29 protein-coding genes are annotated in these 25,196 nt (G+C 66.1%); 19 read left to right on the top strand and 10 right to left on the bottom strand.

Translation table 11 applies throughout. The features are described from left to right. Positions 1 to 126: 126 nt before the first annotated feature. The 9 genes from sucC (at position 127) to purH (ending at position 10,495) form a co-directional block, all read left to right on the top strand. Positions 127 to 1,290: an ADP-forming succinate--CoA ligase subunit beta gene (gene sucC / locus IEW02_RS17440; protein ID WP_188546069.1), complete on the top strand. Its 1,164-nt coding sequence runs from the start codon at positions 127 to 129 to the stop codon at positions 1,288 to 1,290. 7 nt (positions 1,291 to 1,297) lie between these two features. Then, positions 1,298 to 2,191 (top strand): succinate--CoA ligase subunit alpha, encoded by an 894-nt coding sequence (sucD, locus tag IEW02_RS17435; RefSeq protein WP_188546068.1) that lies wholly within the window; start codon positions 1,298 to 1,300, stop codon positions 2,189 to 2,191. 94 nt (positions 2,192 to 2,285) lie between these two features. After that, positions 2,286 to 3,242: a zinc-binding alcohol dehydrogenase family protein gene (locus IEW02_RS17430; RefSeq protein WP_188546067.1), complete on the top strand. Its 957-nt coding sequence runs from the start codon at positions 2,286 to 2,288 to the stop codon at positions 3,240 to 3,242. A gap of 125 nt (positions 3,243 to 3,367) precedes the next feature. Beyond that, the gene (locus IEW02_RS17425) at positions 3,368 to 4,588 is read left to right on the top strand and encodes an acyl-CoA dehydrogenase family protein (RefSeq protein ID WP_188546066.1); all 1,221 of its coding nucleotides are present in this window, start codon (positions 3,368 to 3,370) and stop codon (positions 4,586 to 4,588) included. 12 nt (positions 4,589 to 4,600) lie between these two features. Then, positions 4,601 to 5,725 carry a dimethylsulfone monooxygenase SfnG gene (gene sfnG / locus IEW02_RS17420; RefSeq protein WP_188546065.1) on the top strand — a complete coding sequence of 375 codons (1,125 nt, stop codon included), beginning with the start codon at positions 4,601 to 4,603 and terminating at the stop codon, positions 5,723 to 5,725. A gap of 59 nt (positions 5,726 to 5,784) precedes the next feature. Continuing rightward, positions 5,785 to 6,804 (top strand): DUF5336 domain-containing protein, encoded by a 1,020-nt coding sequence (locus IEW02_RS17415; protein ID WP_188546064.1) that lies wholly within the window; start codon positions 5,785 to 5,787, stop codon positions 6,802 to 6,804. 53 nt (positions 6,805 to 6,857) lie between these two features. Next, positions 6,858 to 8,264 carry a cell division protein PerM gene (locus IEW02_RS17410; protein ID WP_188546063.1) on the top strand — a complete coding sequence of 469 codons (1,407 nt, stop codon included), beginning with the start codon at positions 6,858 to 6,860 and terminating at the stop codon, positions 8,262 to 8,264. Positions 8,265 to 8,334: 70 nt separating this feature from the next. Continuing rightward, positions 8,335 to 8,946, top strand: coding sequence for a phosphoribosylglycinamide formyltransferase (gene purN, locus IEW02_RS17405; protein ID WP_188546196.1), 612 nt, complete (start codon positions 8,335 to 8,337; stop codon positions 8,944 to 8,946). Continuing rightward, the gene (gene purH, locus IEW02_RS17400; protein WP_229746104.1) at positions 8,939 to 10,495 is read left to right on the top strand and encodes a bifunctional phosphoribosylaminoimidazolecarboxamide formyltransferase/IMP cyclohydrolase; all 1,557 of its coding nucleotides are present in this window, start codon (positions 8,939 to 8,941) and stop codon (positions 10,493 to 10,495) included. Before purN ends, purH begins: the two co-directional genes overlap by 8 nt. Here purH and IEW02_RS17395 read toward each other — a convergent pair. Further along, positions 10,492 to 10,968 carry a glutathione peroxidase gene (locus tag IEW02_RS17395; RefSeq protein WP_188546061.1) on the bottom strand — a complete coding sequence of 159 codons (477 nt, stop codon included), beginning with the start codon at positions 10,966 to 10,968 and terminating at the stop codon, positions 10,492 to 10,494. The genes purH and IEW02_RS17395 overlap by 4 nt on opposite strands. 81 nt (positions 10,969 to 11,049) lie before the next feature. Between IEW02_RS17395 and IEW02_RS17390 the strand changes: the two genes are divergently transcribed. Genes IEW02_RS17390 through IEW02_RS17375 form a run of 4 tightly spaced genes read left to right on the top strand, consistent with a single transcriptional unit; the run spans position 11,050 to position 15,717 of the window. After that, positions 11,050 to 11,406: an ArsR/SmtB family transcription factor gene (locus IEW02_RS17390; protein WP_188546060.1), complete on the top strand. Its 357-nt coding sequence runs from the start codon at positions 11,050 to 11,052 to the stop codon at positions 11,404 to 11,406. Further along, positions 11,403 to 12,323 (top strand): cation diffusion facilitator family transporter, encoded by a 921-nt coding sequence (locus IEW02_RS17385; RefSeq protein ID WP_188546059.1) that lies wholly within the window; start codon positions 11,403 to 11,405, stop codon positions 12,321 to 12,323. The genes IEW02_RS17390 and IEW02_RS17385 overlap by 4 nt, the downstream gene beginning before the upstream one ends. A 38-nt stretch (positions 12,324 to 12,361) precedes the next feature. Beyond that, positions 12,362 to 13,741: a sigma 54-interacting transcriptional regulator gene (locus IEW02_RS17380; protein WP_188546058.1), complete on the top strand. Its 1,380-nt coding sequence runs from the start codon at positions 12,362 to 12,364 to the stop codon at positions 13,739 to 13,741. Next, complete coding sequence (locus IEW02_RS17375; protein ID WP_188546057.1) at positions 13,741 to 15,717, top strand: vWA domain-containing protein; 1,977 nt, start codon at positions 13,741 to 13,743, stop codon at positions 15,715 to 15,717. The genes IEW02_RS17380 and IEW02_RS17375 overlap by 1 nt, the downstream gene beginning before the upstream one ends. On the opposite strand, the gene IEW02_RS17370 is transcribed toward IEW02_RS17375, so the two are convergent. Genes IEW02_RS17370 through rpmB form a run of 6 tightly spaced genes read right to left on the bottom strand, consistent with a single transcriptional unit; the run spans position 15,704 to position 18,092 of the window. Further along, positions 15,704 to 16,159, bottom strand: coding sequence for a hypothetical protein (locus tag IEW02_RS17370; protein WP_188546056.1), 456 nt, complete (start codon positions 16,157 to 16,159; stop codon positions 15,704 to 15,706). The two genes, IEW02_RS17375 and IEW02_RS17370, sit on opposite strands and share 14 nt — an antisense overlap. Before the next feature lie 19 nt (positions 16,160 to 16,178). After that, on the bottom strand, positions 16,179 to 17,102 hold the full coding sequence (locus IEW02_RS17365) for an AEC family transporter (RefSeq protein WP_188546055.1): 924 nt from the start codon (positions 17,100 to 17,102) through the stop codon (positions 16,179 to 16,181). 14 nt (positions 17,103 to 17,116) lie between these two features. Further along, complete coding sequence (gene rpsR, locus IEW02_RS17360; RefSeq protein ID WP_188546054.1) at positions 17,117 to 17,374, bottom strand: 30S ribosomal protein S18; 258 nt, start codon at positions 17,372 to 17,374, stop codon at positions 17,117 to 17,119. Positions 17,375 to 17,383: 9 nt separating this feature from the next. After that, positions 17,384 to 17,689, bottom strand: coding sequence for a 30S ribosomal protein S14 (rpsN, locus tag IEW02_RS17355; protein WP_188546053.1), 306 nt, complete (start codon positions 17,687 to 17,689; stop codon positions 17,384 to 17,386). Then, positions 17,689 to 17,859 (bottom strand): 50S ribosomal protein L33, encoded by a 171-nt coding sequence (rpmG, locus tag IEW02_RS17350; protein WP_188546195.1) that lies wholly within the window; start codon positions 17,857 to 17,859, stop codon positions 17,689 to 17,691. The genes rpsN and rpmG overlap by 1 nt, the downstream gene beginning before the upstream one ends. Next, on the bottom strand, positions 17,856 to 18,092 hold the full coding sequence (gene rpmB, locus IEW02_RS17345; RefSeq protein ID WP_188546052.1) for a 50S ribosomal protein L28: 237 nt from the start codon (positions 18,090 to 18,092) through the stop codon (positions 17,856 to 17,858). Before rpmB ends, rpmG begins: the two co-directional genes overlap by 4 nt. Positions 18,093 to 18,145: 53 nt before the next feature. On the opposite strand from rpmB, the gene mrf reads away from it, so the two are divergent. The 3 genes from mrf to rpmF are packed head-to-tail and all read left to right on the top strand — an operon-like array spanning position 18,146 to position 19,742. After that, a complete protein-coding gene (mrf, locus tag IEW02_RS17340; RefSeq protein WP_229746130.1) occupies positions 18,146 to 19,297 on the top strand; it encodes a ribosome hibernation factor-recruiting GTPase MRF in 1,152 nt (383 codons plus the stop codon). Beyond that, positions 19,294 to 19,575, top strand: coding sequence for a type B 50S ribosomal protein L31 (locus IEW02_RS17335; RefSeq protein ID WP_188546050.1), 282 nt, complete (start codon positions 19,294 to 19,296; stop codon positions 19,573 to 19,575). Before mrf ends, IEW02_RS17335 begins: the two co-directional genes overlap by 4 nt. Continuing rightward, a complete protein-coding gene (gene rpmF / locus IEW02_RS17330; protein WP_188546049.1) occupies positions 19,575 to 19,742 on the top strand; it encodes a 50S ribosomal protein L32 in 168 nt (55 codons plus the stop codon). Before IEW02_RS17335 ends, rpmF begins: the two co-directional genes overlap by 1 nt. On the opposite strand, the gene IEW02_RS17325 is transcribed toward rpmF, so the two are convergent. Continuing rightward, on the bottom strand, positions 19,735 to 20,592 hold the full coding sequence (locus IEW02_RS17325; RefSeq protein WP_188546048.1) for an aldo/keto reductase: 858 nt from the start codon (positions 20,590 to 20,592) through the stop codon (positions 19,735 to 19,737). The genes rpmF and IEW02_RS17325 overlap by 8 nt on opposite strands. Positions 20,593 to 20,648: 56 nt before the next feature. Here IEW02_RS17325 and IEW02_RS17320 point away from each other — a divergent pair, with 56 nt between their 5' ends. The 3 genes from IEW02_RS17320 to IEW02_RS17310 are packed head-to-tail and all read left to right on the top strand — an operon-like array spanning position 20,649 to position 23,192. Beyond that, a complete protein-coding gene (locus tag IEW02_RS17320) occupies positions 20,649 to 21,530 on the top strand; it encodes a DUF3089 domain-containing protein (protein WP_188546047.1) in 882 nt (293 codons plus the stop codon). A 9-nt stretch (positions 21,531 to 21,539) separates the two neighbouring features. Beyond that, entirely contained in the window at positions 21,540 to 22,019 is a 480-nt protein-coding gene (locus tag IEW02_RS17315; RefSeq protein WP_188546046.1) for a cation:proton antiporter regulatory subunit, read from the top strand. A gap of 3 nt (positions 22,020 to 22,022) precedes the next feature. Further along, positions 22,023 to 23,192 carry a cation:proton antiporter gene (locus IEW02_RS17310; protein WP_188546045.1) on the top strand — a complete coding sequence of 390 codons (1,170 nt, stop codon included), beginning with the start codon at positions 22,023 to 22,025 and terminating at the stop codon, positions 23,190 to 23,192. 3 nt (positions 23,193 to 23,195) lie between these two features. On the opposite strand, the gene IEW02_RS17305 is transcribed toward IEW02_RS17310, so the two are convergent. Both IEW02_RS17305 and IEW02_RS25365 read right to left on the bottom strand, forming a co-directional pair. After that, positions 23,196 to 23,675, bottom strand: a complete 480-nt coding sequence (locus tag IEW02_RS17305) for a DnaJ family domain-containing protein (RefSeq protein WP_188546044.1) — start codon at positions 23,673 to 23,675, stop codon at positions 23,196 to 23,198. Positions 23,676 to 23,690: 15 nt separating this feature from the next. Continuing rightward, positions 23,691 to 25,190 carry an HNH endonuclease signature motif containing protein gene (locus IEW02_RS25365; RefSeq protein ID WP_188546043.1) on the bottom strand — a complete coding sequence of 500 codons (1,500 nt, stop codon included), beginning with the start codon at positions 25,188 to 25,190 and terminating at the stop codon, positions 23,691 to 23,693. Positions 25,191 to 25,196: the final 6 nt, after the last annotated feature.

Raw genomic sequence — 25,196 nt, 5'->3', positions numbered from 1 at the left:
GTTCGGTGACATGAGCCACAAGATGCACGGGGTGTCGTCTAGGGCTCCTCAGCGGTGGCTAAAGTCCCAAGTCGGACCCGCTCCTACCCCTCGAGCGGGCGTCAACGCAGACGAGATGGTGAGCTGATGGATCTCTTCGAATACCAGGCGAAGGAACTCTTCGCCAAGCACGAAGTACCGACGTCGGCCGGTCGTGTCACGGACACGGTCGCCGGTGCCACACAGATCGCCGAAGAAATCGGCAAGCCTGTCATGGTCAAGGCTCAGGTCAAGGTCGGCGGCCGCGGTAAGGCCGGCGGCGTGAAGTACTCCAAGGACGTCGCCGAGGCGACCTCCAACGCCGAGGCCATCCTCGGACTCGACATCAAGGGCCATGTCGTCAAGAAGCTTCTCGTCGCAGAAGCCTCCGACATCGCGGAGGAGTACTACATCTCCTTCCTGCTCGACCGCACGAACCGCACGTACCTCGCGATGTGCTCCGTCGAAGGTGGCGTCGAGATCGAGGTGACGGCCGAGGAGAACCCGGACGCCCTCGCACGCATCCCCGTCGACGCCGTCAAGGGTGTCGACCTTGCATTCGCGCGTGAGATCGCCGAAGCAGGAAAGCTGCCCGCCGAGGTGCTCGACGCGGCCGCCAACACGATTCAGAAGCTGTGGGAAGTCTTCATCAAGGAAGACGCTCTCCTCGTCGAGGTGAACCCGCTGGTGCGTACGCCCACCGACGAGATCCTCGCGCTCGACGGCAAGGTCACCCTCGACGCCAACGCGGACTTCCGTCACAAGGAGCACGCCGAGTTCGAAGACGCCGACGCGGCCGATCCCCTCGAGGCCAAGGCCAAGGAGAACGACCTCAACTACGTCAAGCTCGACGGTCAGGTCGGCATCATCGGAAACGGTGCGGGACTTGTCATGTCGACACTCGACGTCGTCGCGTACGCCGGTGAGGCGCACGGTGGCGTCAAGCCCGCCAACTTCCTCGACATCGGCGGCGGCGCCTCGGCCGAGGTCATGGCCGCCGGCCTCGACGTCATCCTCGGCGACGAGCAGGTCAAGAGCGTGTTCGTCAACGTCTTCGGCGGCATCACCGCCTGCGACGCGGTGGCCAACGGAATCGTCGGCGCCCTGCAGAAGCTGGGCGACGACGCCAACAAGCCGCTGGTGGTTCGACTCGACGGCAACAAGGTCGAAGAAGGCCGCAAGATTCTCGCCGATGCTGCGCACCCACTGGTGACGCTGGCCGAAACCATGGACGAAGGCGCCGACAAGGCCGCCGAGCTGGCTGCGAAGTAAGGGAACCATGTCTATCTTTCTGAACAAGGACAACAAGGTCATCGTCCAGGGCATCACCGGCGGCGAAGGCACCAAGCACACCGCCCTGATGCTCAAGGCGGGCACGCAGGTCGTCGGTGGCGTCAACGCGCGCAAGGCCGGAACTACGGTCAGTCACGATGGTGGAGTAGAGCTTCCGGTCTTCGGCACTGTTGCCGAGGCCATCGAGAAGACCGGCGCCGACGTGTCCATTGCGTTCGTGCCGCCCGCCTTCGCCAAGGACGCCATCATCGAGGCCATCGACGCCGAGATTCCGCTGCTCGTGGTCATCACCGAGGGAATCCCCGTGCAGGACAGCGCATACGCGTGGGCCTACAACGTGGAGAAGGGCGAGAAGACCCGCATCATCGGTCCGAACTGCCCCGGAATCATCACCCCCGGTGAGGCTCTCGTCGGCATCACGCCGGCGAACATCGCGGGCAAGGGCCCGATCGGCTTGGTCTCCAAGTCCGGCACCCTGACCTACCAGATGATGTTCGAGCTCCGTGACTTCGGCTTCTCCACCGCCATCGGCATCGGCGGCGACCCGGTCATCGGAACCACCCACATCGACGCCATCGAGGCGTTCGAGAAGGACCCCGAGACCGAGATCATCGTGATGATCGGTGAAATCGGTGGTGACGCGGAAGAGCGTGCGGCCGACTACATCAAGGCCAACGTCACCAAGCCCGTCGTCGGCTACGTCGCCGGATTCACCGCGCCCGAGGGCAAGACCATGGGCCACGCCGGCGCCATCGTCTCCGGCTCTTCGGGTACCGCGCAGGCCAAGAAGGACGCCCTCGAGGCGGCCGGTGTCAAGGTCGGCAAGACGCCGTCCGAGACCGCGGCACTCGCACGCGAGATCCTGAACGCGCGCAAGTAGTTTCACCCTTTCCCGACTCGGGGGCACACTCACGTCGATCGATCGATGGGGTGTGCCCCCGAGTCGTTTCTCGAGGCACGGCTACGTTCTTCTCATGACCACCAACCGCACCTTCGCCGCGACCAGAGATTCCTTCGTCGTCTTCGAGGCGCCCGTTCCCGAGCCCACCGGCCACGACCTTCTCGTGGAGGTGCGCGCCGTGTCGGTCAACCCGGTGGACGTCAAGGTCCGCGCCGGACTCGACGAACCTCGGGTGCTCGGCTTCGACGCAGCGGGCGTCGTGGTCGCCGTCGGGCCCGACGTCACGGGTCGCGCAGTCGGCGACGAGGTCTACTACGCCGGTTCGATCGACCGTGACGGCAGCAACGCCCGCTACCAGCTGGTCGACGAGCGGATCGTCGGCCGGAAGCCGGCGACCTTGTCCTTCGCCGACGCGGCGGCACTGCCCTTGACCTCGATCACGGCCTGGGAGGCGTTGTTCGACAAGCTGCACCTGAGCGAATCGTCCACCGGCACACTCCTCGTCGTCGGCGGCGCCGGCGGCACCGGCTCGATGGTGATTCAGCTCGCGCGCGCACTCACCGGAGTGACCGTCGTCGCATCGGCCGGTCGCACGGAATCCGCACGGTGGGCGACCGACATGGGCGCTCACCGCATCGTCGGCCGCGATCTGACCGAGGCCGGCGCTGTCGACTACATCTTTTCACCGTTTTCCGACGGCAACGTCGAGGTCTACGCCGAGATCCTTGCCGTGCAGGGTCAGGTGGTGGCGATCGACGATCCCGAGGGCCTCGACACCATGCCGCTCAAGTCCAAGAGCCAGAGCTGGCAGTGGGAGTTCATGTTCGCCAAACCGCTTCATCTGCCGGAGGATTCGTCCCAGCAGCGGTTGCTGGACCGAGTCGCCGACCTCGTCGACGACGGGACCCTTCGCTCTACCGCGACCACCACTCTGTCGCCGATCGACGTCGAGACTCTGACCGAGGCGCATCGAGTCGTCGAGAGCAGCGGAGCGATCGGCAAAATTGTGGTGGCTCTCGAATCAGCGTGATTCGAACTGTGGTCGCAGGGCCGCCCGACGTCGTCTACTGAGGTCATGACGTCGAACCACTCCTCCTGTCGCCAGTGCCGATCGGTCTGACACCCACTCGACACTCACACAGGAGACACCCAGCAATGACCACCACCGAGAACCGCCCACTCACCCAGAACTGGCCCGACGCCCCTACGACCTCGGAGGGGTGGATCGCACGCGCGGCCAATGTCGCCACCCTGCTCGCGGTCGATGCGGTCGAACGCGACAAGGGCATCGCCGCTCCCGTTCACGAAGTGCAGCTGTTGAAGGATTCCGGTCTCGTCACCCTTCTCGGACCGGCGGAACACGGTGGCGGCGGCCAGGATTGGCCCACCGCGTACCAGGTGATCCGCACAGTCTCGACCGCCGACGGCTCGATCGGTCAGCTGCTCGGCTACCACCTGCTGTGGTTCTGGGCGGCTCGACTGGTGGGCACGCCAGAGCAGATCCAGGCGGTCGAAGAAGCCGCGACGACGAACCGGTGGTTCTTCGGCGGCGCAGTCAACCCACGAGACAACGACGTTCAGGTCACCGAGGAGGGCGACCAGATCGTCTTCACCGGCGAGAAGTCCTTCTCCACCGGAAGTCGGGTTTCGGATGTCACCGTCCTCGAAGGTGCGCTGCCGGACGGTCAGCACGTCTTCGCCATCGTGCCGTCGGACACTCCGGGGCTGTCGTTCCACGACGACTGGGACAACATCGGCCAGCGCCAGACCGAGAGCGGCAGCGTCAGCATCGACCACGTGCGGGTGAACTGGAGCGACGCAGCAGGTTTCGTGGACAAGAAGTTCCAGCCTCGGGTCTACAACACCCTGAACGTGCCCACCATTCAGCTCGTGTTCGTCAACTTCTACCTCGGAATCGCCCGCGGGGCACTCGATCAGGCGGCGTCGTACTCGCGGGACAAGACGCGTGCGTGGCTGCACAGCGGTTTCGACAAGGCCATCGACGAGCCGTACATCATCGACATCTACGGTGACCTGACCGCCAAGCTGTGGTCGGTCGAGGCACTCGCCGATACCGTTGCGCTGGAGGGCAAGTCGATCCACGACAACGCCTGGAACGTCACCGAGCAGGAACGCGGTGAGCACGAGGTGCGCGTCGCAGCCGTCAAGGCGCGGGCCACCGAGGTGGCGCTCGAGGTCACGTCGACCATCTTCGAGGCGCTCGGCGCACGTGCGACGGCAAGCAAATACGGATTCGACCGATTCTGGCGAAACGTCCGTACACACACCCTCCACGACCCGGTCGCCTACAAGCGTCGCGAAGTCGGTCGATGGGTTTTGACGGACGAGTTGCCCGAGCCCACCTGGTATTCCTAGAAAGAAGGTTCCATGACCACCGAGCGCATTTCCGACGAGATCAAGTTCGCGTACTGGGTACCCAATGTCAGTGGGGGACTGGTCACGAGCACCATCGAGCAGCGAACCAGCTGGGACTACGAATACAACAAGAAGCTCGCGCAGACCGCCGAGAACAACGGATTCGAGTACGCGCTGAGTCAGGTGCGCTACGAGTCGAGCTACGGCGCCGAGTTCCAGCACGAATCGACCAGCATCTCACTCGCCCTACTCCTCGCGACCGAGCGGCTCAAGGTCATCGCGGCTGTCCACCCGGGTCTGTGGCAGCCGGGCGTGCTCGCGAAACTTGGTGCGACAGCCGATCATCTGTCGAACGGCCGGTTCGCGGTTAACGTGGTGAGCGGATGGTTCAAGGACGAATTCACCCATCTCGGCGAGCCGTGGCTCGAACACGACGAGCGGTACCGTCGCAGCGCCGAGTTCCTACAGGTGCTGCGCAAGATATGGACCGAGGACGACGTCGACTTCCGTGGTGACTTCTATCGAATCCACGATTTCACGTTGAAGCCGAAGCCGCTCAACACCCCGGAGCGCCCCAATCCCGAACTGTTCCAGGGTGGTAACTCCTCGGCAGCGCAGGAGAACGCCGGCAAGTACTCCGATTGGTACTTCTCCAACGGCAAGGACTTCGACGGCGTGACCGAGCAGGTCGACAACATTCGCCGTGTCGCGCGTGAGCACAAGCGTGAGGTCAAGTTCGGGCTCAACGGTTTCATCATCGCCCGCGACACCGAAGCCGAGGCCAGGGACACCCTGCGCGAGATCGTCGAGAAGGCGAACAAGCCTGCGGTGGAGGGGTTCCGGGACGCGGTGCAGCAGGCCGGCAACTCGACGAAGGACAAGAAGGGGATGTGGTCCGACTCGTCCTTCGAAGATCTGGTGCAGTACAACGACGGATTCAAGTCGCAGCTCATCGGTACCCCGGAACAGATCGCCGAGCGCATCGTCGCGTACCGGAGCCGCGGCGTCGACCTGATTCTGGGTGGGTTTCTGCACTTCCAGGAAGAAATCGAGTACTTCGGGGCGAAGGTGCTTCCGCTGGTTCGGGAGATCGAGGCGTCGCAGTCCGAGAGCCGGGAGCTCGTCGGGGTGAGTTAGGGCGTCGGTGGGTCGACGTAGGGTGGTCGGGTACCGCGAACCGAGGAAGAGGATGAGACATGACCTTCTCGTCAGGGGAACCCGACCAGCCGAGCACGCCCGAGCAGCCTGCTCGTCCGGACCCGACGCCGTCCGAGACCACTTCCACCGACGCGACGGCCTCCGCCCTGCGCATCGTCAGAATCTTGACGCTCGTGTTGGTGGGCTTGGGAGTCGTGAACTTCCTGCTCGGCCTCGCGCCACAGATCACCGTGGCCGGGTTCAGTCAGAACTTCTTCGGGGGCGACCCGACGTCCGTGGCGCTGTTCTTGGCCGCCGGTGCCGTCGCAGGCGTCGGGTTGCTCCCCAAGCAGCGTGGCAACTTCCCCATCGCAGCCGCGCTCTCCGTTGCCGCGTTCCTGACGCTGGTGTTCCAGTCGTTCAACATCACGCCCGACGTGTCCGGCTTCGGTGAGAGCATCGACGCCGGCATCGGCACGGGCACGATTCTGGTGCTCGTCCTGGGATTCGTTCAGACCGCCGCAGCAGTTGCCGGGTTGCTGCTCGAGTCGGGAGTGGTGACGCCCCCTGCCCCGAAGCCGAAGGCTCCGCAGCAGCAGCCGGGTGGGTTCGGCCAGCCCTACGGTGGCCAGCCGTACGGATACGGGAATCAGCCGCAGGGATACGGCCAGCCGCAGGGTTCGCAAGGCTACGGCCAGCCGCAGGGTCAGCCCGGATCCCATGGGCAACCCGGGTCGCAGGGGCAACCCGGACCGCAGGGTTACGGGCAACCGCAGGGCTACGGCGCACCGCAGGGCTACGCACCGCCGCAGGGCTACGCACCGTCGCAGGGTTACGGCGCACCGCAGGGCTACGCACCTCCACAGAACTACACCGGACCGCAGGGCTACCCCGTCGGTCCCGGCCAGCAGGGCCCCGGACAGGGTTACGGACAGCCGCAGCCCTACTCGGCCCCCGGGTACTCCGATCCGCGCCCGTCGAACGAGCCGACCCAGGGTTACCCGAGCACGCCGAAGCCGGCCGACGACAAGACCACTGCGCTCCCCGAAGCGACACCCGACGACGAGCGGAATCGCTAGCCTCTCGGCGCGCCTGTCCTGCAGCTGGGGCGGTGAATGAAACCCTGTGACGGGTGAGTTCCCTCCTGAGTTCCCAGACATCGAGAACCGGGGCACCGAGAACCCAGACGTCGAAAGATCGTCGTACCGGTGGCCCGGGCCCGTCGCCTGAACTTGCGAAGAAGCTGGTGGTCGTCGGTCTTCGGCCCGTCGGTGTTCTGCTGGCTCTCGTCGCCGCACTCTCCATCGTCACGCTGGTCTCCGCGAACAGCGACCTGACGGGCACCTTCGGAGCCATCGCCGGGTCGTGGTTGGCCGTTCACCACGTTCCGCTCGGGATCGGTGGAGCCGATCTCGGCATCCTGCCGCTCCTGCCCACCATCGTGTTGATGGTGTCGGTGGCGCGGGCATGCGCCGGTGCGGTGTCGGAGACCAGCACCAGACGTGACGTCTGCTGGGTGCTGGCGGCCGCTCTGGGTGCGCCTCTCGTCTTCGCGGCCGTGATGCTCGCAATGATCCAGGATGCCTCGTCGGTCATCCCTCTCACGACGCCGAATGCGCTCGTGACGTTCGGCTGGGTTCTAGCAGTGCACGCAACCGCCGCGGCCGTCGGCCTTGTCGTCGGTACGTGGCCCGGGGTGCTGCAGCGAGTTCATCTGGCGCCGTGGGCGGTCGCCGCGTTCGTTCCGGCGGCTCGCGCAGTGGCAACTCTGGTTGCGGGCGGCGCGGTGCTGGTCGTCGCGTCGTTGGTGATGTCGTGGTCCACCGTCGGAGCGCTGCTGGAGACGGGCGACGGAGTCATCGGTTCGCTCGGGCTCACCGTCGTCTCGATCCTCTATCTACCGAACGTGGTGATCGGTGCGGCCGCGGTCGTAACCGGATCGTCCGCCCACGTCGGAGCGGCAACGGTGTCATTGTTCGACACCGCGGGCGGCCCCATCCCGGCGGTTCCGGTGCTGGCTGCGCTCCCCGAGTCCTCTGCGCAGGTCTGGTGGCCGGCGATGCTGGTCGTTCCCGTGCTCGCCGCGTACCTGCTCGGCCGGGGATGCGCGTCTGCGACTCTGTCTGCTCCCGACGCCCTCCGCGCCGCCGCGACCGCCGCCGTGATGGTCAGCCTCGTCGCCGTGATCGCCGGATTCGTCGCCGGTGGGGTGATGGGCACGTTCGGTGACCTGGGCGTCGACGTGCTGATCCTGGGTGTGGCGACGTTCGGATGGTCGCTCGTGGTCGGTGGGTCGACGGCAGCGGTGGCCGGGCATCTTCTGCACCGCGACGAGGTCACCGACGCCTGGCTCGACCATCATGACGAGGCCGACGAGCCGGTCGAGCTTGCCGAACCGATGGCCGCCATCGAGGCTGCTCCGGAACCGGAGGACGACGTCGTAGAAGAGGACGTCCCGGCCGAGGAGCCCGTCGCGAACGACGACGATGTCGTCGACGCCGAGGTCGTGGAGATCGACGACCCCGACGAGACGCGCTGACCTGCTCGCGGTCTAGGGTTTCGGATGGGTCGAGACCGACCCACGCCCCGATTCGTTCAGGAGAAGCGCGCTGTCTGCCCCGCTGTCGCACCCGGCCCGCGTGGTGGTCCTCGCATCGGGCACGGGGACACTTCTCAGGTCGCTCGCCGACGCGGCCGGCGACGGCTACCCCGCGCGCATCGTGGCGGTCGGCGTGGACCGAGACTGCGACGCCGCCCGCTCCGGAATCGAGACGTTCCGCGTCGATCTGGCCGACCATCCCGACCGTGACGCATGGGATGCCGCTCTCACCGCTGCCACCGCAGCGCACCGACCCGATCTGATCGTCTCCGCCGGTTTCATGAAAATCCTCGGCCCGAGGTTCCTCGCCGAGTTCGGTGGGCGCATCATCAACACGCATCCCGCTCTGCTGCCGTCGTTTCCGGGCGCGCACGCGGTGCCCGACGCGCTTGCGCACGGTGTGAAGGTGACGGGGACGACGGTTCATCTCGTCGACTCGGGTGTCGACACCGGACCCATACTCGCGCAGGAGGCGGTCCCGGTTCTCGACGGGGACGACGCGTCGACTCTGCACGAACGAATCAAGACCGTGGAACGACGGCTGTTGATCGATGTGATCGCGGCCGTTGCCTCTCGAGGTGTGATCTCCGATGGACGAAAGGCTCAGATTCCCAGTGAGTGACAACACGAAGGCGATTCGCCGCGCTCTGGTGAGCGTCTACGACAAGACCGGACTCGAAGAGTTGGCTGCCGGATTGCACGCTGCCGGAGTGGAATTGGTGTCGACGGGATCGACCGCCGGCCGCATCGCTGCCGCCGGTGTCCCGGTGACCCGCGTCGAGGATCTCACCGGCTTCCCCGAGACCCTCGACGGTCGCGTCAAGACCTTGCACCCCCGCGTGCACGCCGGCGTGTTGGCGGACACCCGCAAGCCCGAACACCTCGCGCAGCTCGAGGAGTTGGGCGTCGCTCCGTTCGAGCTGGTGGTGGTGAACCTGTATCCGTTCACCGAGACGGTGGCGTCGGGTGCGACGCCGGACGAGTGCGTCGAGCAGATCGACATCGGCGGTCCGTCGATGGTCCGTGCCGCGGCGAAGAACCACCCGTCGGTCGCCGTGGTGGTCGACCCGGCTCGGTACGCGGACGTCCTCGCTGCGGTCGACGCCGGAGGATTCACCCTCCAACAGCGAATCACCCTCGCTGCCACGGCTTTTCAGCACACCGCCGCGTACGACGTGGCTGTCGCCTCGTGGATGACCACTGTCCTCGACACCTCCGATGACGCATTTCCGACGTGGATGGGCGGTACCTGGGAGCGTGCATCGGTGCTCCGATACGGCGAGAACCCACATCAGGGCGCCGCGCTGTACATCGACCCGTCTGCGCACACGGGCATCGCTCAGGCCGAGCAGTTGCACGGTAAGGAGATGTCCTACAACAACTTCACCGACGGCGACGCCGCGTGGCGCGCCGCGCACGACCACGACGCTCCCTGTGTCGCGATCATCAAGCACGCCAACCCGTGTGGGATCGCGGTGGCCGACGACATCGCCGACGCCCATCGCAAGGCGCACGCCTGTGACCCCGTCAGCGCCTACGGCGGCGTGATCGCAGCCAACCGCGAAGTGACGGTGGAGATGGCCGAGCAGGTGGCCGAAATCTTCACCGAGGTCATCATCGCTCCTTCCTACGCCGACGGCGCACTCGGAGTGCTGCAGCGCAAGAAGAACGTTCGCGTTCTGCTGGCCGCTCCGCCCCTCGACGCGGGTTCGGAGCTGAAGCAGATTTCGGGCGGTGCGTTGCTTCAGCGGAAGGACGTTCTGGACGCCGGTGGTGACGACCCGGCCAACTGGACCCTCGCGGTCGGCGACCCTGCCGACGCCGCGACCCTGAAGGACCTGGAGTTCGCCTGGATCGCCTGCCGTGCGGTGAAATCGAACGCAATCCTCATCGCGTCGGACGGCGCGTCGGTCGGTGTCGGAATGGGTCAGGTCAACCGGGTCGACTCGGCGCACCTCGCGGTGCAGCGTGGGGGGGAGCGCGTCGAAGGCGCGGTGGCCGCGTCCGACGCGTTCTTCCCGTTCCCCGACGGCTTTCAGATCCTGGCGAACGCAGGCGTGAAAGCAGTTGTGCAACCGGGCGGTTCGATTCGCGACAACGAAGTGATCGACGCTGCGCGTGAGGCCGGTGTGACGATGTATCTCACCGGCTCACGACACTTCTTTCACTAGAGGATCTTTTCGATGTCCCCGGTCAGCTTCTCGGGCTTCGTCGTGGGACCGAAGCGCTTGACGACGTTACCGTCCTTGTCGACGAGGAACTTGGTGAAGTTCCAGTTGATGCGACCGCCGAGCAGCCCGGACTTCTGCTTGCGCAGCCATTCGTAGAGCGGATGCGACTCGGGTCCGTTGACCTTGATTTTCTCGTGCAAGGGGAAGGTCACGTCGTAGCGCAGGGAGCAGAAGTTCTTGATCTCGTCGGCGTCACCGGGTTCCTGGTGTCCGAACTGATCGCAGGGGAATCCGAGGATGGTCAGGCCCTTCTCGGCGTACTTCTTGTTGAGGGCTTCGAGGCCCTCGTACTGCGGGGTGAACCCGCACTGCGATGCGGTGTTGACGATCAGTAGTGGTTTGCCGCGGTACGCACCGAGGTCGACGGGCTCGCCGTCGATGGTGGTGGCCGTGAAGTCGTAAGCGGTGGTCATATTCGTCCTGTTCCCCGTGGTTCGATCTCGTCAATGGTTCGTTCCTGGTGCGGGGGCGGATCGTAACGCTACTATCTGCGTATGAATGCAGACAAGCGACTTCCGGACGACCAGGTCGACCTGATGGTCGAGGTGTTCCGGATGCTCGCCGACAGCACTCGTGTGCACCTGCTCTGGGCGCTGGTCGACGGCGAGCAGTCGGTGAACGAACTTGCTGCTCACGTGGGCAAAGCGGCGCCGTCGATCTCCCAACATCTGGCGAAGCTGCGCATGGCCCGTCTCGTCCGAACCCGCAAGGACGGTACCCGGGTGATCTATCGGCTCGAGAACGATCACGTTCGGCAGCTCGTGACCGATGCGGTCTACAACGCCGAACACGCCGGACCCGACGTCCCGAGTCACCACCGGAGCGAACTGAAAGCGGTACCCCGCGCATGACGCACGGCCATGGTCATGGGCACGGGCACGGCCACGCGGAGAAGGTAGACGACGCGCTCGAGTCCAGCGAGATCGGCATCCGGGCGGTCAAGATCAGTCTCGTGGCACTCGGTGCAACAGCGGTCGCTCAGGTGATCGTGGTTGCCGTGTCGGGTTCCGTTGCTCTCCTGGCGGACACGATCCACAACTTCTCCGATGCGCTCACCGCGGTACCTCTGTGGATCGCCTTCGTCCTGGGTCGGCGAGCTGCCACCAAGCGATACACCTACGGGTTCGGCCGCGCCGAGGACCTCGCCGGGTTGTTCGTCGTCGCGATGATCGCGTTGTCGGCCGTGATAGCCGGAGTCGAAGCAGTGCGGCGGCTGGTCGATCCGCAGCCGATCCACCATCTCGCAGCCGTTGCCGTCGCCGGCGTCGTCGGGTTCGTCGGCAACGAACTCGTGGCCCACTACCGGATCTCGGTCGGCCGCCGCATCGGGTCGGCCGCGCTCGTCGCCGACGGGCTGCACGCTCGGACCGACGGATTCACCTCGTTGGCCGTCGTGCTCGGCGCCGGAGGTGTCGCGCTCGGGTTTCCCCTCGCCGACCCGATCATCGGCCTGGTGATCACCGTGGCCATCCTCGCGGTGCTGCGGACCGCAGCGCGTGATGTGGTTCGGCGGCTGATGGACGGAGTCGAGCCCGACGTCGTGGACGCCGCCGCGGCTGCACTTGCCGCGCAGCCGGGGGTGCTCGCCGTCCGGACGGTCCGCATTCGCTGGATCGGGCACCGCATGCACGCCGACGCGGAGCTCGACATCGACGCGAACACCTCGCTCACCGACGCACATCGACTGGCGCACGACGCCGAACACGTCCTCGCGCACGCGGTCCCGAAACTCGAGTCCGCGGTGGTTCACGCCTACCCCCACCACTAGCGCGTGCCGATTGGGGCAAAGGCTCGTACGTTGGAGAGGTGACTGCTCCCACCATTGCAACCGTCGGCGCCCTGCGGGCGTCGGGCCACGTGCAACGCTCCATCAAAGAAGAACTACGCGAGAACCTCCTGGGCTACCTACGCGACGGTAAAGATGCCTGGCCCGGCATCCTCGGCTTCGAGAACACCGTCATTCCGCAACTCGAACGAGCCCTGCTCGCCGAACACGACGTCGTCCTCCTCGGCGAACGCGGCCAGGGCAAGACGCGCCTGCTGCGTACGCTCGTCGGCCTGCTCGACGAGTGGACTCCGGTGATCACCGGGTCCGAGCTGGGCGAGCACCCGTACGACCCGATCACGCCCGCGTCGATCCGCCGAGCCGGTGAGCTCGGCGACGACCTGCCGATCACCTGGAGGCACCGCAGCGACCGTTACTCGGAGAAGTTGGCGACGCCGGACACCTCGGTGGCCGACCTCGTCGGTGACGTCGACCCGGTCAAGGTGGCCGAAGGTCGCAGCCTCGGTGACCCCGAGACCATCCACTTCGGGTTGGTTCCGCGGACCCACCGCGGCATCGTCGCCATCAACGAGCTGCCCGACCTCGCCGAGCGCATTCAGGTCTCGCTTCTGAACGTGATGGAGGAGCGCGACATCCAGATCCGCGGATACACGATCCGCTTGCCGCTGGATGTGCTGCTCGTCGCGAGTGCGAACCCCGAGGACTACACGAACCGCGGCCGCATCATCACACCGCTCAAGGACCGGTTCGGCGCCGAAATTAGAACGCACTACCCGCTGCTGCTCGACGACGAGATCGCGGTCATCGAGCAGGAGGCCACGCTCACCGCCACCGTGCCGGGGCATCTTCTGGAGATCCTGGCGCGGTTCACTCGACTGCTGCGCGAGTCCGCGTCCGTCGACCAACGATCCGGAGTCTCTGCTCGCTTCGCGGTCGCCGCGGCCGAAACCGTCGGCGCCGCAGCGGTTCACCGTGCGGCCGTGCTCGGTGAGGCCGACCCGGTGGCCCGTCCTGTCGACGTCGGGACCATCGTCGACGTACTGCGCGGCAAGGTCGAGTTCGAGTCCGGCGAGGAGGGACGCGAAACCGAAATTCTCACGCACCTGCTGCGCCGCGCAACGGCCGACACCGCCCGCGAACGGCTCGGCGGCATCGACATGAGCTCCATCGTGAATGCCGTCGAACAGGGGGAGCCGGTGGTCACGGGCGACCGCATCACCGCCAAGGCGCTTCTCGACGAACTGCCCGATCTGCCGGTTCTCGACGAGATCGCCGAGCGACTGGGAGCGAAGTCCGACGGCGAGCGTGCGTCCGCGGCGGAGCTGGCTCTCGAGGGTCTCTACCTCGCGCGCCGGATTGCCAAGGACACCGGCGACGACGGGCAGACGGTGTACAGCTGATGCGCAATACCCGCTACGGCCCGTACGACGGAGGGCCGGATCCACTCGCTGCTCCCGTCGACCTGCGGGAAGCGCTGGAGGCGATTGGCCAGGACGTGCTGGAAGGGTCGTCTCCGCGCCGGGCGATGCAGGAGATGCTGCGTCGCGGAACGAAGAACATGCGCGGGCTCGACGACCTTGCGGCGCAGGCCAATCGGCGTCGACGGGAAATGCTGAAGAAGAAGAATCTCGACGGCACCCTGCAGGAGGTGCGGGAGCTGCTCGACAAAGCGGTCCTGGAGGAGCGCAAGACCCTCGCCCGTGCGCTCGACGACGACGCCCGGTTCAAGGAAATGCAGATCGAGGACCTTTCGCCGTCGACTGCACAAGCGGTACAAGAGCTCTCGGACTACGAGTGGCGCAGTTCCGAGGCGCGGGAGAACTACGAAAAGATCAAGGACCTGCTCGGACGCGAGGTGCTCGATCAGCGGTTCGCCGGCATGAAGCAGGCTCTCGAGGGAGCGACCGAGGAGGACAAGCAACGTGTCACCGACATGTTGTCCGACCTCAACGAGCTGCTCGATGCCAACGCCCGCGGCGAGGACACGCAGGAGAAGTTCGACGAGTTCATGGACAAGCACGGCCAGTTCTTTCCGGAGAACCCGAAGAACGTGGACGAGCTCATCGACTCGCTGGCGCAGCGTGCCGCGGCAGCGCAGCGTCTGCGCAATTCCCTCAGTCCGGAGCAGCGAGCCGAACTGGATGCGTTGGCGCAGCAGGCGTTCGGCAGCGCCGACCTGCAGGATCAGCTCAGCAAGCTGGACGGTCACCTCCAAGCGGCACGGCCCGGTGAGGACTGGAACGGATCGCAGGACTTCCGCGGGCAGGAGGGCATGGGTCTCGGTGACGGCACCGGCGCTCTGCAGGACATCGCGGAGCTCGAGCAACTCGGCGACCAGCTGAGTCAGCAGTACAACGGCGCCGCACTCGACGACATCGACGCAGAAGCGTTGGTGCGTCAGCTCGGACCCGAAGCGGCTGCGGACGCCAGAACGCTGGCCGACCTCGAGAAGGCGCTGCAGCAGCAAGGTTTCCTCGACAAGGGTGCCGACGGTCAGTGGCGGCTGTCGCCGAAGGCGATGCGTCAACTCGGACAGTCGGCGCTGCGTGACGTGGCGAGCAAGCTCAATTCTCGTGGCGGCGAGCGCGATACGCGCAAGGCCGGCGCGATGGGGGAGCCGACCGGCGCGTCACGAGCGTGGGAGTTCGGCGACACCGAGCCCTGGGACACGGTGCGGACCATCAACAATGCCGTCTTGCGGACGGCGAGCACGGGCGGCACTCTCCTGGGCGGGCAGGCCGGAGGCCGGTCGTCGAAGATCAGTCTCGCGGTGACCGATGTGGAGATCACCGAGACCGAGCAACGGTCCCACGCCGCGGTGGCCCTGCTCGTCGACACGTCGTTCTCGATGGTGATGGACGGCCGCTGGGTTCCGATGAAGCGCACCGCACTGGCGCTGAATCACCTCGTCAGCACCAGGTTTCGCGGCGACGACCTGCAGATGATCGGTTTCGGCCGGCACGCGCAGACCCTCACCGCGTCCGAATTGGCCGGGCTCGACGGTGCGTGGGATCAGGGAACCAACCTTCACCACGCGTTGATGCTCGCGGTGCGGCACCTGCGCCGCAATCCCAACGCGCAGCCGGTGGTCATGATCGTCACCGACGGCGAACCGACCGCGCACCTCGAACCGGACGGTCACGCGTTCTTCGACTACCCGCCGCATCCGAAGACGTTGGGTTTGACTGTGCGAGAGCTCGATACGCTCGCCAAGCTCGGCGCTCAGGTGACCATCTTCAGGCTGGGAGACGATCCGGGCCTCGCGCGAGTGGTCGACAGGATGGCGCAGCGAGTCGGCGGGCGAGTGGTGGCGCCGGATCTCGACGGACTGGGCGCGGAGGTCGTGAGCAACTACCTCAAAGCTAGGCGCCGTTGAGGACTTTTCGGTCCCCGACGGGAGTGGAGAGGTCGAGCACCATCGTGCCGTAAACGGCAATCATGATGCACGCCTTGTCTTCTGCCGACACGAGTGTGCCGGTGCGCAGGGTGATGGTGACGTCGGACGGCGTCTCCACCACCGTCGCGTCGGCGCCGTAGCACTCGGGTGACCCGGTGACGAAGTGGACGGCGATGCGGTTGCCCGACAGCGGAGACCACGCCTCGAACGGGGTGGTCTGCGCGCGGAGCAGCGTGGGCGTCACGGTGAACTCGGTGCCCACCTGATCGTCGGACACCTCCATCGGTACCGGTGGGGCGCCGGGAGTCGGGACCAGGTCGGTGGGACTCGGGGTGGTGACGTCGTCCTCGTCGGTCGCGGACGCGCCGCCGCACCCGGTGAGGGCGAAGCACAGCAGTAGACCGAGCGCGAACAACCTCATGACTCCAAGGTAGCCGTCATCACGTGAGTAGCGCCGAAACCAGGGCAATTACCGGAATCGAGATCAGGGTGGTGACGAAGGCGCTGTCTCGTGCGAGCACCACACCGCGTCCGTACCGGCTGGCGTAGATGAAGACGTTCTGCGCCGTCGGGAGGCTGGCGATCACGACGACGCCGAACAGTTCGGTGCCCTCCAGATGCCAGACGAAGCGAGCGAGCACCCACGCCAGGACGGGAAGCACCAGCATCTTCAGTGCTGCGGCGACGGCGACGTCGCGCCGCGGACTCGTCCCGCGCTGCAGTACCCGGACGCCGTAGAGGGACATTCCGAAGGCCAGCAGTGCTCCCGGTACCGACGCCCCGCCGATGAGGACGATCGGCTGCATCAGCGGGTCGGGTAGGTCCAATCCGACGGCGGCAACGACGAGGCCGGCCAATGCAGCAAGCACGATGGGGTTGCGAAAGGGCGCGGTGACCGTCGCCCGAAGCGATGCCCCCGCCTTGGAGGTGGACACGTCCAGGAGCGTCAGAGCCAATGGCGAGTAGACCAGGATCTGGAACAGCAGCAGCGGCGCGACGAACGACGCGTCGCCGAGCACGTAGACGGCGATCGGGATTCCGAGGTTGGACGCGTTGACGTAGGACGCCGACAGTGCCCCGACCGTCGCGTCGGCGACATGACGCTTCGCGACCAGGGCTCCGGCGAAGTACGCCGCACCGACCGCGAACGCGCTGACGGACGTGACGGCGAGCGTCGGGGAGAAGACCGACCTCAGGTCTGCGCGTGCCAGCGTCTCGAACAGCAGCGCTGGAGTGGCGACGAAGAAGACCAATCGCCCCAGGACCTGCTCACCTGCGTCGCCGAGGACACCGGCCCTCGCGATGATGTACCCGACCGCGATGACGACGAAGATGACGGTGAATCCCGCGATGACACCTGACAACGCGGGAGCACCTCTCAGCGGCTGGTGGTGAAGGGCAGCAGCGCCATCTCTCGGGCATTACGGACGGCGGTGGCGACCTGCCGCTGTTGCTGAGGCGTGAGTCCGGTGACCCGCCTGCTGCGAATCTTTCCACGATCGGAGATGAACTGACGCAGCAGGTTGACGTCCTTGTAGTCGACCTTTTCGACCCCTGCCGCGATCAGCGGGTTCTTCTTGGGCTTGCGGCCTTCGTCGGCTCGCGCCTTCTTGGACGGGACTCGTTTGTTCGCCATCGGCTTTCCTTACCAACTCGATTTGTGAACGCCGGGAAGTTCGCCCCGGTGTGCCATCTCCCGCACCCGAATACGGGACAGGCCGAACTTGCGGAGATACCCACGCGGACGACCGTCGGCAGCATCCCGATTGCGTAATCGTACTGGACTGGCGTCGCGCGGAAGTGCTCTGAGGGCAGCTGCTGCGGTTGCCCGTTCGCTCTCGGGTGTCGACGGTTTCCTGATGGTCTCCTTCAGCTCCGCGCGGCGGGCGGCGTAGCGCGCGACGACGGCCCTGCGCTGCTCGTTCTTCGCGATCTTGGACTTCTTGGCCACTACCGCTCCTCTCGGAAGTCCACGTGCTTGCGAACGACGGGGTCGTACTTCTTCACGACCAAACGGTCGGGATCGTTCCGACGGTTCTTGCGTGTGACGTACGTGTAGCCCGTCCCCGCGGTGGACTTCAGTTTGACGATCGGTCGGACGTCGGTGCTCTTGGCCATCAGACCTTCTCCCCGCGGGCACGGATGCGAGCGACGACGGCATCGATGCCGTCCCGGTCGATCGTTTTGATTCCCTTCGCGGAAAGGGTGAGCGTGATGCGTCGTCCCTCACTGGCGAGGAAGTACGTCTTCTTCTGGATGTTCGGATCCCACCGGCGGCTGGTCCGGTGGTGCGAGTGTGACACCGATTTTCCGAACCCCGGTTTCCGCCCCGTCACCTGGCAGTGCGCTGACATCTCGACTCTCCCTTGTTGACAACAGTTGTCGATAGCGTAGCTTATCGACAATGATTACCGAAAAGACGGAAGTCGTACTGGTGTGCGGATGGAGCGGGCCCGTGTCACGAACTGCCCGGTCGCTGCTGCGACCGGGGACAGCCATCGTTCGACTCGATCTGGCCCACGTCGGAGAAGGTGTCGTTCGGCGAACGGTCACGACCGTCGACGCCGAGCGCGACACGATGCTCGAGTTGGCCCACGGTTGCGTGTCCTGCACGGTCCGCGAAGGACTGCTTCCCCTGCTTCGGACGTTGTCTCAGCGCAGCAACGTCGACCGTATCGTCGTTCGACTGGACCCCGAACTCGAACCGGATGCCGTGATCTGGGCGATCGACCATGTGGTCGTGGCGGGGATCAACGGCCGAGTCGACGGGCCCGCATCCGTGGATGTCGCCGCTCCGTCGGTCGTCGTGTGCGTCGATGCCGACACGTGGCTGAGGGACGCGACCGGTGACGACGCCCTGGACGACGACCGCACGGTGGCGCAGATCGTGGTCGGTCAGGTCGCGTGCGCCGACGTCGTCGTGACAGTCGGCGACGTGGACGCGTCCACGAATGCCGTTCTGTCCCGTCTTGCACCGGAAGCGGTTGTCTGCCAGTCGCTTCCGAGGCGACTTCCGATCGGTCGGAACCGAGGTTTCGATACCCACTCGCCCCTGTTACGCGGCGAGCCACCCCTGGACGTCGACCACGGTGTCTCCCTCGTCGAGTTCGCCGCTACGCGGCCGTTCCACCCCGAGCGCCTGCACGAGGCGGTCGACGTTCTTCTCGACGGGGTGGTGACTGCGCGAGGGCGTGTCTGGGTTGCGACGCAACCGGACGATGCCCTGTGGCTCGAATCGGCAGGCGGCGGACTGCGTGTGGCGAGCGGGGGTCGTTGGCTCGCGGCGATGACGTCGGACGAGCAGGAGCAGGAGTCGGCGGAACGGCGCGCGATGGCTGCGCTGCACTGGGATTCGCGGTTCGGTGACCGGCATATTTCTTTGGTCGTCCTGGTCCACACCGCGGATCCCGACGAGATTCACCGAGCCCTCACGTGGGCCCTGCTGACCGACGACGAGATGTCCGGGCCGTGGGTCTGGCACGACCCGTTCGGTGAGTATCACGAAGATCCCTGCGAGACAAGCGGTGTCACGCTGACAGAGAAAGAGGCACACGAATGAAGAACGGCATTCACCCGGACTACCACCCGGTGGTGTTTCAGGACTCGGGAACGGGGGGAGCCTTCCTCACCCGATCGACTCTCACGAGCGAGCGAACGGTGACGTGGAGCGACGGCAACACCTACCCGCTGGTGGTCGTGGACGTCACCAACGAGTCGCACCCGTTCTGGACCGGAGCGGCGCGCGTCATGGACACCCAAGGTCGGGTCGAGAAGTTCGAGCGCAAATACGGGAAGGCCGGAGGCCGGTCGACATCCGGCGGAAGGCGAGCACGCTGATGGCGGTGCCGAAGAGGAAGATGTCGCGTTCCAACACCAGAAGCCGACGTGCGCAATGGAAAGCGACGCCACCCGATCTCGTCGAAGTGACGGTCGGGGGCGTCGCTCACCAGGTTCCGCGCAGGCTCGTCAAGGCCGTGCAGAGGGGGTTGTACGACCCTACTTGACGGCTGCCTCGAGCTCGGCGAACTCGTCGGCGCTCAGGCTGACACCCGCGGCGTCGATGTTGTCGTCGACGTGCGCGACGGACTTGGTGCCGGGGATAGGGAGCACGACCGGCGAACGCTGAAGAAGCCACGCCAGCGCGAGCTGCGAAGCGGATGCGTTGTGCCGCTTGGCAAGTGTGTCGAGTTTGCCACCCTCCTTGGCAAGCTCACCGGTGGCCAGTGGGAACCACGGAATGAAGGCGATGGAGTTGTCGGTCGCGTAGTCGAGGAGCTTCTCGGCGTCGCGGTTCGCGAGGTTGTACAAGTTCTGCACCGACGCGATGGTGGCGAACTCCGATGCGGCCTTCACATCGTCGACCTCGACCTCGCTGAGGCCGATGTGCTGAATCTTGCCTTCCTGCTGCAGCTTTGCGAGTTCTCCTACCTGATCGGCGAGGGGAACCTGCGAGTCGATGCGGTGCAGCTGGAAGAGTGGGATACTGTCGAGTCCGAGGTTCCGAAGGCTCATCTCCGCCTGCTGACGCAGGTACTCCGGGCGGCCCACGGGACGCCAGTCGCCGGGGCCCGAGCGCGTCAGACCCGCCTTCGTGGCGATCACGACGTCGTCCTTGTACGGGTGCAGCGCCTTCTTCAGAAGCTGCTCGGCGACGACGGGACCGTACGAGTCGGCGGTGTCGAAGAAGGTGACGCCGCGCTCGACGGCGCGCTGCAGGACGCGAACGGCCTCGTCGGGATCCTTCGGATCACCCCAGACGCCTTCTCCCGTCAACTGCATCGTTCCGAAACCGAGGCGGTTCACCGTGGTGGTACCGCCGATGGCAAATGTTCCTGAGTCTGCTGCTGATGTCATAAGAGGCGCAACGCGGATCGCTCCTCGACAATTCCTTCCGGCTATACGATCACGCGGTGACTCGTGCCCTGCTGGCTGTGCTGGCCATCGTCGGAGCGTTCTTCGTTGCGACCCCCGTTGCGTCCGCCGACCCGTCGACGGTGTGGCTGTGCCGGCCGGGAGTCGCCGGACCGTGCGGTGGGGGAGCGAGTTCTCCGGTCGACTGCTTCTACGTCTACCCGACGTCGTCGCTGCAGCCGACGTCCAACGCCGACCTCACCGCCGGGCCGGAAATCTCGGCAGTGACCGGCTTTCAGGCACAGCCCTTCGGCTCGGCGTGCAACATCTGGGCGCCGGTGTACCGGCAGAGCACGTTGCTCGGACTCGCGACGCAGCCCGGACCGGCCCGGGATGCGGCGCTCGAGATTGCGTTCGGCGACATCCTGCGCGCCTGGGACGACTATGCGGCCCAGAGCGACGGCCGCGGTGTCGTCCTCATCGGCCACTCACAGGGAACGACGATGCTGCGCAAGCTGATTCAGCAGCGCATCGATACAGACCCCGCCTCTCGCGCGACGCTGGTGTCGGCGATCCTGCTCGGCGGCAACGTCCGGACCACCGACTTCGCGACCGTAACGCCGTGCACCGACCCTGCGCAGACCGGGTGCGTCGTCGCCTACTCGACGTTCGCGGACGCACCGCCCGCCGACTCGCGGTTCGGTGGTGACGGCGTCGTGTGCACCAACCCCGCGGCACTCGGTTCGATGTCGGTTGCTCGACTCGGTAGCGGTTACACCGCCCGGTGCACGGCTGACAACGTGCTGATGGTCGGCGGCGGCCCGTTGCCGCCGCCGCTGCCGAACGCCACGTGGGGACTGCATCTGCTCGACGTGAACATCGCGCAGCAGAACCTGGTGGATCTTGTGCGGTCTCAGACCAAGACATTCCTTGCGGGTTAGCCTTGCGACATGAACGTCGAGGTGACCCTTTTGCCGGGTATCGGGGTGCGCAAGGACTTCGCGCTGTCGAACGGCCGGCGCATCGGCGTCATCACCCGCAAAGACGGCAAGAACGAGCTGATCGTGTCCAAGAAGGACGATCCCGATGCCACGCAGGCATCCATCACGCTCAGCAACGAGGAAGCGGCAGCGCTGGGCAACCTTCTCGGTACCCCGCAACTCGTGGCGCAGCTCGGCGAGGAGCACCGCGAACTTCCGGGGATCCGAACCAAGCAGCTGCCCATCGCCGAAGGGTCCAAATTCGACGGCCGCCAGCTCGGGGACACCGCCATGCGCACCAAGACGGGTGTGTCGATCGTCGCGGTGATGCGAGCGGGCCAGGTTCAGCCCTCTCCCACACCGAGGTTCACGCTCGTGGCGGGTGACCTCCTCGTCGTCGTGGGCACGGCCGAGGGCCTCGACGCCGCCGCCAAGATTCTCGGCGGCTGACGCATGGGCGAAACCGCACTGGCGCTCACCCAGCTCGGTGCGGTGTTCTTCGTGCTCGGGCTGCTCGCTCGGCTCGCCGGGCGGATCGGCATCTCTCCCATCCCCTTCTATCTGCTCGCCGGGTTGGCCTTCGGTGAGGGAGGGTTCTTTCAGCTCGGCGGTATCGACGAGTTCAGCCATCTCGCAAGCGAAATCGGCGTCGTGCTGCTGTTGTTGCTGCTCGGTTTGGAGTACACGGCCACCGAACTCGTTACGGGGCTTCGTCAGTCCTGGATCGCCGGCCTGGTGGATCTGGTCCTCAATTCCGTTCCGGGAGTAGCGATCGCGTTCGTCCTGGGGTGGGGTCCGGTGGGCGCGTTGGTCCTGGGGGGCGTCACCTACATCTCCTCGTCCGGCATCGTCGCCAAGGTGCTGAGTGATCTGGGTCGGCTCGGTAACCGTGAGACGCCGGTGGTGCTGTCGATCCTGGTGTTCGAGGATCTGATGATGGCGCTGTACCTGCCCATCCTCACGGCAGTGCTTGCGGGCGTGAGCTTCTGGGGCGGGCTCGAAGCGGTGGGGATTTCGTTGGTGGTGATCACGGTGGTCTTGGTCGGGGCGCTGCGATACGGCCGGTTCATCTCCGCGCTCATGGACAGTCCGGACCGCGAAGTGGTGTTGCTCAAGGTGCTCGGTTCGGCGCTACTGGTCGCTGGAGTCGCGTCGGCGATGCAGGTGTCGGCGGCGGTGGGAGCGTTCCTGTTGGGTATCGCGGTGTCGGGTTCGACCGCGCAGACGGCGACGCGGGTGCTGGAGCCGCTGCGAGATCTGTTCGCCGCCATGTTCTTCGTCGTGTTCGGGCTGAACACGGATCCTGGCAGTATTCCGCCGGTCATCGGTTTCGCGGTGCTGCTGGCGGTGGTGACGACCGCGACGAAGATTTTCACCGGGGCGTGGGCGGCGAAGCGCCTCGGGATCGGTCGGTTGGGCCGGATGCGCGCCGGAGCGGCACTGGTGGCGCGCGGCGAGTTTTCTATCGTCATCGCCGGTCTCGCGCTGGCTGCGGGCGCGGTGGAGAGCGAGTTGGTGGCCTTGGCGACGGCCTATGTGCTGCTGATGGCCGTGCTCGGCCCGATCGCGGCTCGTGTGGTGGAACCGGTGACGCGGTTGGTAACCGAGCGCGCGGCGACCTGACCGCTACTTTCGACGAAACCAGCGCCGCTTGGTGACTGCGGGCATCTCGACCGTCGGTGCCGGCTCCGGTGTGCGCGTGAGAGGGTGCGACTCTCGCCAGGCCGCGACGGTGTCTTCGGCGTCGACTTGCCGGATCCAGATCTGCGGCCCGATCGGTGTGCGAGTCCAGTCGACTATCCGCTTGTTGAGATCACTGATCCGCTGTCGCACAACATCTTCGGATCTGACCCTGCGCAGTTCGTCCGGGAGCCGTTCGATTTCCTTCCTGAGTTGCAGGGGAAGTGGAAGCAGCGCATCGGCGGGAACGTTCTCGCGATGCAGGTATCCCCGAAGCCAGGCCGAATCGTCGTGCCGTTTACCGGCCCCGGGTATCGGCTTCCCGAGCCCGGGGAGGTTCTCGAAGGCGCCCCGCTTTTCGGCGTCGCTGATCTGCCGCTCCACCCAGGACTCGATGGAATCAGAACGCGGTTTCCGCTGCGTCATCACACAATTCTGCCATCACGCGGCGTTTCGTCGTCGTTGTCGGTGGTAGGTCTCGGTGGGTTGTCGTTCGGGATCGAGTGTGGCCGGAGGGATGATGCGGGGGTGTCGGTCGTCGCCGAGGACGATCTCCCAGCCGTGTTGGTGGACGTGTCGGTGGCATTCTCCGCAGAGCAGGGCGAGGTTGTCGAGGTCCGTCGGTCCGCCGTGCGCCCAATGCACGAGGTGGTGCACTTGGCACCATTGGGGTGGTCGGCCGCACATGATGCAGCACCGGTCCCGGACGGTGACGGCGGTGCGTTGATCGGCGGTGACGGTGCGGACCGTACGGCCCATGGCCAGCGGGACGCCGGCGCCGTCGACGACGATGGGGTCGATGTGCGCGTCGCAGGTCACCAGCAGGGCGAGGGCGTGGCTGACGGGTCCGGTCCAGGCGAGTTGGAACGGCCAGTCGCCGGTGCCGGTGCCGGTGTCGGTGCCGGTGGGCGGGGTGGTGAACGCGGGTGGGATGCGTCCGGCGTCGGGTGCGATGCCGGAGGTGCTCGGGCCGGTGGCGTCGGGCCCGCTATCAGAATCGGTCGGGTCGGTGTCGGTGTCGGCAGGGTTGCGGCGGGTCAGCGCGGCGAGGTCGATGGTCCCGGCGAAGGTGGGGCGTCCGCTGCCGGTGACGTCGCGGTCGAGGAGGATCGCGAGGGCGTCGGCGGTGCGTTGGGCGGCCGGTCTGGGGTCGCGTTCGCCGTCGGGTCCGGGTGTGGGGGCGGAGTGCACGTTCAGCGACGCCTTGAGTTTGTCTGTGGTGAGGGTGTCGAGGTTGCCCTGGATCTGGTTGCGGCCGTTTGCGAGTGAGTGAATAGTCAGCCGGTTGAGGGTCGCGTCCTCCGACGCCGGGACCGGTGGCTTTGGGAGCGGTTGTGGGTCGGGTTCCGGTGTGGGTGACGGTGAGGGATTGCCACTGTCCTTGCGCCGCGCTTCCTCGTCGGCTCTCCGTCGCTCCTCTTCGGCTGCGGCGCGGGCTTTCTCGGCGTCGGCGTGGGCCTTCTCTGCCCGCTCTCGTGCATCCCGGGCGGCGGCGAGGGCGAGGGTGGTGGCGCGTCGGCCGATGGTGTGGGCGGTGCCGGTGCGGGCGACATCCAGTAAGTCCTCGACGATCGTGGCAACGCGTTCGACGGACAGGCCAGGGTCGGCGGCGATGACGGCGTCGAGTCCGTCGTGGATGGCGACGGTGTGGGCGAGGTGAACCTCGGCGACGAACAGGGATTGGTGGACCATGGGCCAGGCGCACAGCCAGTGTGCGTGCTCGATCTGTTTCGCGGCGTTGCCGTCGGTGACGCGGGTGCCCCGCGCCCACCAGCGTGTGATCGAGGATGCTCCGAGTGGGATGGCCAGTCCGCGGCGGTCGATCTCAGCTAAATATGCCAGTTTCTGTGCTGTGACGGTGTTTTCGCGTTCAGCGAGCGTGACAGCGTCGACGACCAGTTGCCGGTCGTCGACGTCGGTGAAGTCCCCCAACTCCTTCATGCCGCC

The organism is Rhodococcoides trifolii (genome assembly GCF_014635345.1).
Classification (GTDB): Bacteria; Actinomycetota; Actinomycetes; order Mycobacteriales; family Mycobacteriaceae; genus Rhodococcoides; species Rhodococcoides trifolii.
The sequence above is the reverse complement of the archived record's forward strand: the minus strand, read 5'-3'. Positions and strand labels throughout refer to the sequence as shown.

Bases quoted from the DNA above. Each gene is read 5' to 3' on its own strand.
- sucC (WP_188546069.1), top strand. From the start codon at position 127: ATGGATCTCTTCGAATACCAGGCGAAGGAACTCTTCGCCAAGCACGAA.
- sucD (WP_188546068.1), top strand. From the start codon at position 1,298: ATGTCTATCTTTCTGAACAAGGACAACAAGGTCATCGTCCAGGGCATC.
- IEW02_RS17430 (WP_188546067.1), top strand. From the start codon at position 2,286: ATGACCACCAACCGCACCTTCGCCGCGACCAGAGATTCCTTCGTCGTC.
- IEW02_RS17425 (WP_188546066.1), top strand. From the start codon at position 3,368: ATGACCACCACCGAGAACCGCCCACTCACCCAGAACTGGCCCGACGCC.
- sfnG (WP_188546065.1), top strand. From the start codon at position 4,601: ATGACCACCGAGCGCATTTCCGACGAGATCAAGTTCGCGTACTGGGTA.
- IEW02_RS17415 (WP_188546064.1), top strand. From the start codon at position 5,785: ATGACCTTCTCGTCAGGGGAACCCGACCAGCCGAGCACGCCCGAGCAG.
- IEW02_RS17395 (WP_188546061.1), bottom strand. From the start codon at position 10,968: ATGACCACCGCTTACGACTTCACGGCCACCACCATCGACGGCGAGCCC.
- IEW02_RS17390 (WP_188546060.1), top strand. From the start codon at position 11,050: ATGAATGCAGACAAGCGACTTCCGGACGACCAGGTCGACCTGATGGTC.
- IEW02_RS17385 (WP_188546059.1), top strand. From the start codon at position 11,403: ATGACGCACGGCCATGGTCATGGGCACGGGCACGGCCACGCGGAGAAG.
- IEW02_RS17375 (WP_188546057.1), top strand. From the start codon at position 13,741: ATGCGCAATACCCGCTACGGCCCGTACGACGGAGGGCCGGATCCACTC.
- IEW02_RS17370 (WP_188546056.1), bottom strand. From the start codon at position 16,159: ATGAGGTTGTTCGCGCTCGGTCTACTGCTGTGCTTCGCCCTCACCGGG.
- rpsR (WP_188546054.1), bottom strand. From the start codon at position 17,374: ATGGCGAACAAACGAGTCCCGTCCAAGAAGGCGCGAGCCGACGAAGGC.
- rpmB (WP_188546052.1), bottom strand. From the start codon at position 18,092: ATGTCAGCGCACTGCCAGGTGACGGGGCGGAAACCGGGGTTCGGAAAA.
- IEW02_RS17335 (WP_188546050.1), top strand. From the start codon at position 19,294: ATGAAGAACGGCATTCACCCGGACTACCACCCGGTGGTGTTTCAGGAC.
- rpmF (WP_188546049.1), top strand. From the start codon at position 19,575: ATGGCGGTGCCGAAGAGGAAGATGTCGCGTTCCAACACCAGAAGCCGA.
- IEW02_RS17325 (WP_188546048.1), bottom strand. From the start codon at position 20,592: ATGACATCAGCAGCAGACTCAGGAACATTTGCCATCGGCGGTACCACC.
- IEW02_RS17315 (WP_188546046.1), top strand. From the start codon at position 21,540: ATGAACGTCGAGGTGACCCTTTTGCCGGGTATCGGGGTGCGCAAGGAC.
- IEW02_RS17310 (WP_188546045.1), top strand. From the start codon at position 22,023: ATGGGCGAAACCGCACTGGCGCTCACCCAGCTCGGTGCGGTGTTCTTC.
- IEW02_RS17305 (WP_188546044.1), bottom strand. From the start codon at position 23,675: ATGACGCAGCGGAAACCGCGTTCTGATTCCATCGAGTCCTGGGTGGAG.
- IEW02_RS25365 (WP_188546043.1), bottom strand. From the start codon at position 25,190: ATGAAGGAGTTGGGGGACTTCACCGACGTCGACGACCGGCAACTGGTC.